Genomic DNA, 10668 nt, shown 5'->3' on the forward strand with positions numbered 1-10668 from the left:
TTTAAATGACTTTTCGTAATGTCTTCTTTCTGTTTTCATCGTGGGTTAAGTTATTAATTTAAAGCTTAACCTACCGTCCAAACAAATGTAGTAACTCCAGAAACGGTACAAGCGTTCTTCACTTCAGATGATTTTGATACAATGCTATTAAAAGTAGCCGCCGATGACGTACAAAGCTTTAAGAACAATAACGATTGGTTAAGGCATCACCCAAAAGAAGCCTTGCTTTTCAAAAGCCCTGAAATAATTTGGAATCAACTAAAAGATACGTATCAAAATGACTTTAAGTTTTTGGTTTATGGGGTGTTGCCCAATGAAGATGATGTTTTGACTACTATTTTGAAAATGAGCAAACGATTAAATATGATTACCTGGGTTGTCGCTCTTTAGAAAATTATTGAACGCTCTCTAAATCTTGTGGAAATTTTCTCTCTAATATTTAGATATTACTACAATTTTGCCCTCTTTTAGATTGTGTGAAGAAATTAAGTTTAGTCTTTGAAGGTTATCTATAAAATTTGAATGCAAGTCATTTGCCTCGATTCTAGTTCTTTTCTTGGGCTCTAGAAATCTAGAGTAAGGATATGTCAGCTTTTTCACTAGTTCCTTTGCCTGCTCAGTAGATATATCGTAAGAGCTGGAATTAAAAAGTCTTATTCTATCAGCATTTGATTTGCTTTTACCGAATAGTCCCATTAAAAAGCTAAAGCTTTTCTTTGCGGAACTAACATTAGCCAAAATATTACAAGCTAGACCAGCCAATTTATCATTATCAACAATGATTTCTTCGTCAAGCTCATCCAACAACTTCGCTTTTTGATAATCTGAAATATGTTTCGATTCCATTAGTAATATATAATCAACTACCTCGATATTGTATTCCTCAGCCGTATTTAGGTAGGAGTCTATATTGTTCTCAATTAAAGAAATTTGTAAGTCTGGAAAATCCTCTTTTAACTTGTCAAAGTAGTCCGAGGATGAACGAATAAATTCTTCATTTACCATAGATTCAATCTTATCAAAAGAGAGTTTATTAAGTTCAAGGCCAATCCAACTTGAGTGATATAGACTTCTTACTTTACTATGACTTTCTAGTGATAACTCATCACAATAAATAACCGCTAAGGCCAGTTCTTTTTTAACATCTTCTTCAATAGATAGAGAATTCAAACTATCATTTACTAATTTGAAGTAAACCTCTTCATTATCGATGAAATCAATTAATATATTGTCTAATTTTTTTTCATCGTAGGTATTGTAATAATCAATAATGTTTTTCCAATCAAGAAAAAGTATTAGCCTTAATCGAACTTTCATACTTGGATGAAAAAACGAAACGGAACTACACTCAAGGGTGTCAAACGAGACTTAATAAACTTTTACGCCTAACCACATAAAGTATTTTTTTCATTGATATAACACTTTATGTATTGGCTAGTAATAAAGTTAAAGAACATCGAATAAAGAATCATTTAAAGTCTAGGTACCCACAATTTAAATTAAAGACTAAAAATTATTTATACCGGTTATTTACCTTCTGAGCCATAGTACTAGTAATATATTTTAAATGCTTCGCTTTGATAATATCATTTGCATCGTGATTACGTCCAAACTTTATACCTCCAAAACCTACTTGCGAAATAACAGTACCATCTTCCGCATTTACAACAGTCCATAAATACATTCTATGTTGGTGAGACCAAATGATTTTAACATAAGTCTTCCCAGACTCTTTGTTTAATATTACATCTTGATATTCCTCTCTTTTTACTAGCTTAAAATCATTTTTATAATAAGAATCCATCTTCTTGATATCCTTTTCCCTAAAATAATCTTCTAGTAAGGTCAATTGCGAATTTTTACTTAACTCTATGTTACTTTCTATATTATAATATTCGTTTTTAGGCACACTTTTACTTGAACTATCTAATAAATGTGAAAGTTGCTGGCATAAAAAGAGGTAATCTATTTTTGAGAGCTCGCCATTTGCAAAACCAATTTTGGTTACTGATACTGGCTTCTTTTCACCTGTTATTTCAAGATTATAACTATAATAGGCAAACGTAAAAGCGGCGTACTTAAAACTTACTGACCCAGAAGGAGCGTTAACACCCATTGAATGTAATTTACCTGTTGGTGAAATATGGCCCATTCGCATATCTTTTAATAGTGCATCATCATGAGTTAGATATGTATATTTTGTATCCTTAGAATCTTTTAATTTTTCTATTTCCCTTTTTGAAAGGAAAACTACTTCAGTTAATTTCCAATTTTCGCTGAAAACTTCTTTTACAGCAGCATTAGCATACTTGGCAGATTCATTATCCTCATCCAATAATTGAACAGCTAAGGTACTTCGTAAAACAATATCGGCGTTTTTCTTTTCTGGATACTCATATTGGGAAAAACTAAATAGACTGAATAAGAAAACTATTAATGAAAAAAGGCTCTTCATATATTTGATTTGATTTTTCAGGTAAAAATAATGTGTTTTCCTATAGCTTAATACTATTTCTTACAAATTATCGATAAACTGTACTACAAACTATTCCAAAGAAGAAAAATCCTTTTATATCAACCGTTATTTTTTGTGTTCTAAAACAAAAAAAATCAGATGATTATTGAATCTCTCCTTGAACTTTTCATAGAACACGTTGTTACCTTCTGGCCTATTCTATAGTCATTAATTCTCCATCTTCAGGAATTAAAACATTATGTACTAGATTATTATTTATTAATATTTCTCTTAATTTTTTTCTTGTTAATGGACAATGATTTATAGATTCCATATGGTTTGCGATAACTATTCCTGAGCTATTTTTCACAAACTTTAAAATATCATCTATATTCATAATAAGTGGTTTAAACACATCGAATTGAGCAGCACCACAAGCCAAAATACTAATATCTGGTTTATAATTTTTTAAAACCCTAGTTACTGAAGCTGTGTAAATAGTATCAGAACTAAGGTAGATAGATTTATGATTGGGTAGTTCTACGTAAAATCCAATTACATTCCCCATTGTCTTGGCCACAAATCCATACCCATGTATAGCAGGGATACCCCTAACTGTTCCTCCTAGAAATTTTTGTTTCTCCCAATATTTTAAGGCCTGAATAACATTTAACCCTCTTTTCTTTAATGCTTTTTTGTCCTTTATACTGCAAGTAATAGGGATGTTTTTTTTGATTAAGAACTCCACTCCTTTGCTATCCAAATGATCTGGATGCTGATGCGTAATTAAGCAATGTGTTACTTTTTCTAATATTAATTTGGAACTTTCTGGAAGAGGAACTGTAGGGTTTCTTCTTGCTTTATGTCTAAAAAGTGTAAAAGAAGGCATAATTCCTTGGTTCCCTAACATTGGATCGATTAAAATCACGTCTTTCTCCGTTTCCAGAACCATCGTAGTATTTCTTATATGGTGAATCTTTAACATTCTATAATTATTTAGTTGTCATGGGCACTTTCATTTATTTTATTTCTAACAAATTCTTTAGCTTTTTAAGCTCCTCGGCTAATACTATTTTTTGAGCAGATAATGCTCCTTCTAATTGTTCCAAAGGAACCGGAGGTGCTAGTAATACAAATGAATAAATTGCGTTTTTACCATTTTCAGATACTCTAGAAAAAGCTTTTCCAATACTTGCATCTGGCATGGTCATAACCCAATCAATTGTTCCGTTTTCTTTAGAAATTAAGGTCTCTAGCCCAATAGATAATTCTCCATTTGGCGTAACCATAATTGCAGATGTTTGGTTTGCTTGCGCAAAGGCATTTGTCCACAATGATAAATTTTCGGGTTTAGATATAAACTCAAACACCTTATTTGCAGGTCTATTAATTCCTATACTTTGTACATCAAAATTATTTTTCATTCTTTTTTCTTAATTTTTCTTGTTACTTAAAATGTATTGTAAAAACTATCTTTCTATTGCTAGTATTTCTCGTATCATCTGCCCGGCAAACCCCCGTTTTTACCTCCTCTTCCATAATTGTATTCCCTTAGTTTATAGTCACTGATTTTTCCATAACAGAAGTTGTATCGGACAAGGAACCAACTGGAATAGGAACTCGTTCTGCAACCTCATCAAACTTACCAGTATATTGAGGTAGTGCTTTGGTAGTAGCAATTGCTGCTCCTGCCCTACTCATGTGTATATTCTTTTTAGACGGACTATCTGCAATACCCTCAGATGCTGTTTATGGATAGATAGTTATCCATAATTTGTATGTTTTATATTTGTGTGCAATTCTGCTACTTCAGACTCTAAAAAAGGACCTGTCACTTCCACTTTTCTTTTCCCTCTTTTTAAAACCTCTCGGGCAGATATCTCAAAAACCCAATCAAGGGCATCTCTTCCTACTATATTATAATATGCGTCTTTACTTAAACCATAAGTAAGTTTTCCCAAACCACTCCAATAAATTGCTGAGGAACACATTGGGCATGGCTCATCACTTGTATAAATTGTACAGGTTTTTAAAAAAGCATGGTCATATATTTTAGAAGCTTCTCTAATTACATTTATTTCTGCATGTGCAAGACAATCACGATCTGTATGGATTGTATTCTCTCCTTTTAAAAGTACAGTTCCTTCTTTACTTACTAAAATACATCCGTATGGCAAGTTTCCTTTCTGTTGAGACTTTTTTGCCATATCCATTGTCATTCTTAAAAATTTAATATCCTGTTGCATAGTCATAGTCTGTTATGATTTATCATTAATATCTCTTATTATTAATTTCCCCCTTAAGCTCCTTAATGTCTTTTTCTAATTCAGCAATATAATTTTGCTGAGGTAAAAAGGCTGCCTGAATTTCTTCTATAGTATAGCGTTGTGTAATATGTTGTGGGCAATTCCAATCATAGGCTTCAATATGAAAAACCATCATACGTTCTGGTCTAAATTTGTAATCCTTTAAATTAAGAGATTGGTACAATTCAGGGTTATCTCTAAGTTCAACAACTTCCGATTTAGCGAATATTTTAAGGCGTGTTCGTCTTGGATAATCAATCATAATAAGCGATACATTATTATTTGTCTCCATATTACCTACAGAAACGTATTGCTTATTACCTGTAAAATCTATAAAGCCGATACGCTTTGAGTCCAGCACTTTTAAAAAACCTCTTGGACCTCCACGATGTTGTATGTATGGATATTCCTTTACTCCGATTGATGCTAAATAAAAACTATCTCGGTTTTGAATAAATGACATCTCTCCCTCTGTAAGTCTATCAACAAAACTGAATTTTTCCATGCGCTCATAACTTTTTCGGCTACCATGTTTCTCCTGAAGCTTTTTAACTGCATCTGTAAATGCTATCTCTGCGAAATTTTTAGCCATTGTTATGTTTTTTTTCATTAGACAGAGATTTACATTCTTCTTTTAAAACACCACCGATTATTATTGGAGGATTTGTCCAATTTGGAACATTAGATGTATTCATAATATTAAATTCGGAAGAAACCCCTCCGATATGAAGAACTTCAATACCATATACCAGTATCTCTAGTTTATAAGTTCTAAGAACATAAGCACACATTAGGTAAGATTTATGTGTAGTGTACAGTGCACATTTCTCTAAATTTTGAAAACCGTTGTTTAAGACATTTTTTACAGCTTCTATTTCGGCGTGTTTTGCAATATTTTTAGATGATTTTGCCAGCTCTAATCCCTTTCCTATTACTTTATTATTCTTAACCACTATTGCTCCAACAGGCGGGTTCCCCATTTTTAAAGCCTCTTTTCCCAAAGCAATACACTCTTTCATAAATAGCTCATGGTCTTTCATTTTCCTAATATCATAAAAGTTAAAAAACAGTAGAAAAAACAAGATTAATTTTCGACTGATATAGAAGTATTAGCCCTCTAGGCTTTTGCATCAAAATTTACTAGAAAAATTAATGGCACTGCATAAACAAGGTGTCTTGCCAATGTAATTACAGGCATCATTGGAGACATATCTATTCCTGCTACACCCGCCCCTAATAATGGCAGCATAAATAACCAAACCAAGGCTATTGTTTCTCCAACCACAAAAAGTATTGGTCTAAACCATTTTGGTCCCCAAAGTGAAGGCGCTATCCCTGCATAAAGTATAGCTAATAATATACCATTTGAATAATGACCTACCACTCCGTAAGCTAATCCTAGTCCTGTTTTTGCTCCAAGTATTCCAGGAATATCCCACCAGGTTCCTGTAATAATTAAACCTAAAAGATCAAAAAGTATGGTTCCTAAAAAACCTGCTAATATTGCTTTTTTCCAATTTATTGTTTTCATAATTTCTTTATTTTAAACTATTATTTATTTCGTCTTTTAAAATTCCAACGTATTCTTTTACTTGCATTTGAAATTTCTAATTTTCTATATAAAAAGCTATTACTGCTGCTCATTAAAGTTTTCATACTATTTTATTATTCAATTAATGAGAAAGCCTCGTAATACCCCATACCTATATGTGGTTTTGGATATATTCTTTTGATTTTTCTATAATTTCTATCTCCTAGTCTAGTGGAAATAAAAAATAAGGATCGTTTAACTGTTTTCATGATAGATTGTTTTTTGATGATTATAATAATCAGTCCAAGAGAATATTCCCTTGATTAAATAAAATGATAAACTTGAACTGACTTATATGAAATACTACTCGTTTGATTAATTGATGTTATTTTTTTGTAAAAAATTTAGAATATAACCTGCAATTTCATCACCCTTTTCTTCTAGAGCAAAATGTCCTGTATCTAACAAATGAAATTCTAAATTTTTTAAATCACTCTTATAAGGGTGAGCTCCGTCTGCAGGAAATATATAATCGTTCTTACCCCAAACTATTAATGTAGGTGGCTGGTGCTCTCTAAAATACTGCTGCCATTCTGGATAAAGAGGAACATTGGTTCTGTAACTATAGAACATGGCCAATTGAATTTCATTATTTTCTGGACGGGTTAAATGCCTTAAGTCTATTTCCCAATTATCTGGACTAATTTTTATTGAATCTTGTACCCCATGCGTGTATTGCCACTTTAACCCTGCTAGTGTATGGAATCCTTCTAATGGCTTTCCATTTTCTACGGTATAATCGTTCCAATACTTTTTTATGGGTATCCAAAAATCTTTTAATCCCTCATCATAGGCATTACCGTTTTGTATAATCAAGGATTCTATTCTTTCTGGATATTTGGTGGCTATTCTAAACCCAATAGGTGCTCCGTAGTCCATTAAATAAATACTATATTTATCTACCCTTAGTTCCTTTAAAAAGCCTTCCACAATATTTGCCATATTATCGAATGTATAATCAAAATCTTTAATTTTAGGCTGATCACTCTTCCCAAAACCCGGATAATCAGGGGCTAGCACATGGTAATGAACAGACAAGTCTGTTATTAAATTACGAAACATATGAGATGAAGTTGGATATCCATGTAATAACAGAATAGTTGGTTTTTTTACATCACCTGCTTCTCTATAGAAAATATTCAATCCATTAACTTTAACGGTTTTATGTAATGTTGCAGAGCTCTTTTTTTTAACAATAATTACAGCTTCTTCGTTTACTGGGTTTTCAAAGGAGAATAACCCCATGGACAATACAGCTACAGCTGCTATCCCGAATATTGATTTTAAAATATTTATTTTCATTTTAATTCTATCTTATAGTGATTAATAATAATCTAATTGGGGTTTTTTTATAAACTTTGAGCTTTTGGAAAATCAATTTCAAAACTTCCGTTGTGGTATATGTAATTTGTTATTGTAGTTAATGCCGTAGCAGCAATCAATTCTGCAAAAGCAGCTTTTGAATAACCTGCATTAAAGAAATTGGTAGTTGTACTTTCGGATGGATATCCTTTACTATCGATAATTTCACTTACCAATGACACCAGAGCGTTTAACTTTTGATCTTCAATTGTTTTGGCTCTAAGCTCCAATGTTTCTTCTTCGGTAAAACCGTTCATTTTACCTATTGCTGTATGTGCCGAAAGGCAATATATACAACCGTTTGCCTGCGAAGTAGCTAAAGCAATAGCCTCATATTCTTTATTAGAAAATTCGCCACTTTTTAAAGTATCTACAAAGGTTAAATAACCTCCTAATAATTTGTCCGAAACGCCCATTGTTGCATATAAATTTGGAAGCATTCCTATTTTACTTTTTAGCTTTGCAAAAATTGCCTGTGAATTTTCGTTTGCCTCTTCTACTGTTAAAGGATTTAGTGTATTCATAATTATTTATTATTTGTATTAATGATTTAATTTTTGATAAGCTATTCTTATCTGTACCGTCGTTTACTGTTCCATAAGGAATGGTTAGATTCTTTTTGTTTTTTCATCTTTCTATGTTTTAATTATTACTAAATTTTCGTTCTGTTTCTTTAATATTGATATCATTAGCGCTCATATCTCTAACTCTCATTAATCCTTCTGCATTAAACTCCCAATGTTCATTTCCATGGGTTCTTTTCCATTGACCATTTGCTGCATCTTGCCATTCGTATTCAAATCTTACAGAAATTCTATTATCTGTAAAAGACCAGAGATACTTTCTTAGATTGTAATTTTTTTCTTTTTTCCACTTGTCTTTAAGAAAACCTACAATTGCTTTTCTACCTACAAAAAAGACGCTTCTATTCCTCCATTGTGAATCTATAGTATAGGCCATAGAAACTTTCTCTGGGTTTTTACTATTCCATGCATCTTCTGCCATTTGCACCTTAGCTGCTGCTGTTTCCTTTGTAAAAGGAGGGGTTATTTTAATCATAGTCTTTATTTTACATACAGACAAGTCTGTATATTTTTAATATGTTTTATGTAATTTTGTCTCTTACTTATTCTAAGTTAATATCTTAATACATGCTTTTTTAGCACTCTCAATAGGCCAACTTTCTTTTTGAATTTGAGAAAGAATAATAGCACCTTCTATTAAAATTAAAACTTGATCTCCTAAATCGAGTACCTCCTCTTCCTTATACTGTTCCTCTTGCAATAATAAATTATGTATCCATTTGCGTAATTCATTTTTATGATACACAGCTTGGGCTTTTATTTTATGATTCTCTTCTGGTAAATCCGTAATAATATTTTGCCAACCGCATCCTCTAAAATTCACCTCTGTTAGCCATTCTATTAAATAGTCGAAACACCCAATAACTTTATTTTTAGAAGTACTTTTTCTAGAGACACAATCGTTTAATTTACCCATCCACATTCCATGCCTTGCAACTAAATACTCTACGGCAATATCTTCTTTAGATCTAAAGTGTTGATACATACTTGCCTTTGCTACACCTGCTTCTGCTATAATCTGATTTATTCCTGTTTGGCTATACCCTTGATTATAAAATAAATCTGATGCCGTTTCAATGATTCTCTCTTTTACTCCCTTCTTTTTCATACGGCAAATATATAATAACATTTAATAAAAACAGACAAGTCTGTATGTATTTAACATTTTAGTTTTTTTTAGAATGCAGAAAACCTTATTCGTTAATTAACAAATTTCCAAGAACTTACTCAATTATAAGTAGTAGTAGTAGTAGTAGTAGTAGTAGTAGTAGTAGTAGTAGTTCCTTCTTATTATGTCTCTGCTATTCCTCCATCCGACAGCACAACATCCTAATCATTAATTTTTAGCATATCTTAAGGGAATTACCTTTCACACAGAAAAAATAGCTAATGAACCTTTGTTTTCTCCAAATTATACAGTTTATTAAATCAAAAACCTCCACAGTGTTATATTCGCTAACATGGCGGCAATTACTAGCACAATTTCTAAGGTTAAAAATTGCGTTGGCTTTTCTTTATGTTTATTAACCTAGAGCAACCAATAAAAGTAAGTAAAAATGAAAAAAAATAAAGTTTTACATAAAAAATACTTTGTAAAATATTTTGGGTTAGAACTAATACTCCTGTTTTTGTTCAACCCTTTCTTTTACTGTGGATTTTCTCAAAAAATTTCGGAAACTGGGTTGCCATATATTCAAAATTATTCCCCTGCAGACTATAATGCTGCTTCTCAAAATTGGAGTATTGTTCAAAGCAAAGAAGGATTTATATACGCAGCTAACAATGAAGGGGTTTTGGAATATGATGGTGTTACTTGGAGAACCATTTCACTTCCCAACTTTGCCTCCTGCATGTCTTTGGCAATTACTAAAGATAATAAGATCTATGCTGGAGGAGAGAATGACTTGGGATATTTAGAACCAGATACGAATGGACAATTACAGTTTACCTCACTAAAAAATAAGCTAACAACCGATAACTTTCAACGTATTCGGGAAATTAGCATTACAGAGGATGCTGTCTATTTTCTTACCACTAAAGAAATGTTCGTTTGGAAAGACGACCATTTTAAGGTTTATCATGCGGAGGGTCGTTTTAATTTTACAAAAACAATTGAAAATGAAGTTTTCGTTGTAGAAAATAATAAGGTTATAAAAAAAGTGAGAGGAGAAGTGCTCGAAACAGTGATTGACCTTCCCAATACCTCCGCAGCCGTTACCGACTTAATCCGTTACAAAGAGAATGAACTTTTAATCTTAACGTACAACAAAGGAATTTTCATAACTCATAACGGAAAAGTCCAAGTCTTAAATAAACAAACATCCAAATTCTTAGAAAAGGCTTTGGGAAGGAAAATCATCAAACTAAGTA

The 10668-nt window shown here is 32.0% G+C and carries 15 protein-coding genes and 1 pseudogene; 2 read left to right on the forward strand and 14 right to left on the reverse strand.

Annotated features, from left to right (window positions below):
- Positions 1-141: 141 nt before the first annotated feature.
- Positions 142-390: a hypothetical protein gene (locus tag QZZ51_RS14430; protein ID WP_291870906.1), complete on the forward strand. Its 249-nt coding sequence runs from the start codon at positions 142-144 to the stop codon at positions 388-390.
- Between the two features lie 42 nt (positions 391-432).
- Here QZZ51_RS14430 and QZZ51_RS14435 read toward each other — a convergent pair whose 3' ends face one another.
- The 14 genes from QZZ51_RS14435 to QZZ51_RS14500 form a co-directional block, all read right to left on the reverse strand.
- The gene (locus QZZ51_RS14435; RefSeq protein WP_291870908.1) at positions 433-1317 is read right to left on the reverse strand and encodes a hypothetical protein; all 885 of its coding nucleotides are present in this window, start codon (positions 1315-1317) and stop codon (positions 433-435) included.
- 196 nt (positions 1318-1513) lie between these two features.
- Positions 1514-2455: a hypothetical protein gene (locus tag QZZ51_RS14440; RefSeq protein ID WP_291870910.1), complete on the reverse strand. Its 942-nt coding sequence runs from the start codon at positions 2453-2455 to the stop codon at positions 1514-1516.
- Positions 2456-2669: 214 nt separating this feature from the next.
- The gene (locus tag QZZ51_RS14445) at positions 2670-3440 is read right to left on the reverse strand and encodes an MBL fold metallo-hydrolase (RefSeq protein WP_291870912.1); all 771 of its coding nucleotides are present in this window, start codon (positions 3438-3440) and stop codon (positions 2670-2672) included.
- Positions 3441-3474: 34 nt separating this feature from the next.
- Positions 3475-3879 (reverse strand): hypothetical protein, encoded by a 405-nt coding sequence (locus QZZ51_RS14450; RefSeq protein WP_291870914.1) that lies wholly within the window; start codon positions 3877-3879, stop codon positions 3475-3477.
- A gap of 127 nt (positions 3880-4006) precedes the next feature.
- Positions 4007-4156 (reverse strand): hypothetical protein, encoded by a 150-nt coding sequence (locus tag QZZ51_RS14455; protein WP_291870916.1) that lies wholly within the window; start codon positions 4154-4156, stop codon positions 4007-4009.
- A 62-nt stretch (positions 4157-4218) separates the two neighbouring features.
- Entirely contained in the window at positions 4219-4701 is a 483-nt protein-coding gene (locus tag QZZ51_RS14460) for a nucleoside deaminase (RefSeq protein ID WP_291870918.1), read from the reverse strand.
- A gap of 25 nt (positions 4702-4726) precedes the next feature.
- Positions 4727-5353 carry a pyridoxamine 5'-phosphate oxidase family protein gene (locus QZZ51_RS14465; protein WP_291870920.1) on the reverse strand — a complete coding sequence of 209 codons (627 nt, stop codon included), beginning with the start codon at positions 5351-5353 and terminating at the stop codon, positions 4727-4729.
- Positions 5346-5801 (reverse strand): deaminase, encoded by a 456-nt coding sequence (locus tag QZZ51_RS14470; protein WP_291870922.1) that lies wholly within the window; start codon positions 5799-5801, stop codon positions 5346-5348. The genes QZZ51_RS14465 and QZZ51_RS14470 overlap by 8 nt, the downstream gene beginning before the upstream one ends.
- A gap of 77 nt (positions 5802-5878) precedes the next feature.
- A complete protein-coding gene (locus QZZ51_RS14475; protein WP_291870924.1) occupies positions 5879-6292 on the reverse strand; it encodes a hypothetical protein in 414 nt (137 codons plus the stop codon).
- A 134-nt stretch (positions 6293-6426) separates the two neighbouring features.
- A complete protein-coding gene (locus QZZ51_RS14480) occupies positions 6427-6561 on the reverse strand; it encodes a hypothetical protein (RefSeq protein ID WP_291870925.1) in 135 nt (44 codons plus the stop codon).
- Between the two features lie 106 nt (positions 6562-6667).
- A complete protein-coding gene (locus QZZ51_RS14485) occupies positions 6668-7654 on the reverse strand; it encodes an alpha/beta hydrolase (protein WP_291870927.1) in 987 nt (328 codons plus the stop codon).
- A gap of 47 nt (positions 7655-7701) precedes the next feature.
- Positions 7702-8238, reverse strand: a complete 537-nt coding sequence (locus QZZ51_RS14490) for a carboxymuconolactone decarboxylase family protein (protein WP_291870929.1) — start codon at positions 8236-8238, stop codon at positions 7702-7704.
- 118 nt (positions 8239-8356) lie between these two features.
- Entirely contained in the window at positions 8357-8773 is a 417-nt protein-coding gene (locus tag QZZ51_RS14495) for a nuclear transport factor 2 family protein (RefSeq protein WP_291870931.1), read from the reverse strand.
- Between the two features lie 72 nt (positions 8774-8845).
- The gene (locus tag QZZ51_RS14500; protein ID WP_291870933.1) at positions 8846-9406 is read right to left on the reverse strand and encodes a TetR/AcrR family transcriptional regulator; all 561 of its coding nucleotides are present in this window, start codon (positions 9404-9406) and stop codon (positions 8846-8848) included.
- A 448-nt stretch (positions 9407-9854) separates the two neighbouring features.
- Between QZZ51_RS14500 and QZZ51_RS14505 the strand changes: the two are divergent.
- Positions 9855-10668, forward strand: a pseudogene (locus QZZ51_RS14505) (hypothetical protein); the annotation flags it as partial.

This window comes from Maribacter sp. (assembly GCF_016744255.1).
Classification (GTDB): Bacteria; Bacteroidota; Bacteroidia; order Flavobacteriales; family Flavobacteriaceae; genus Maribacter_B.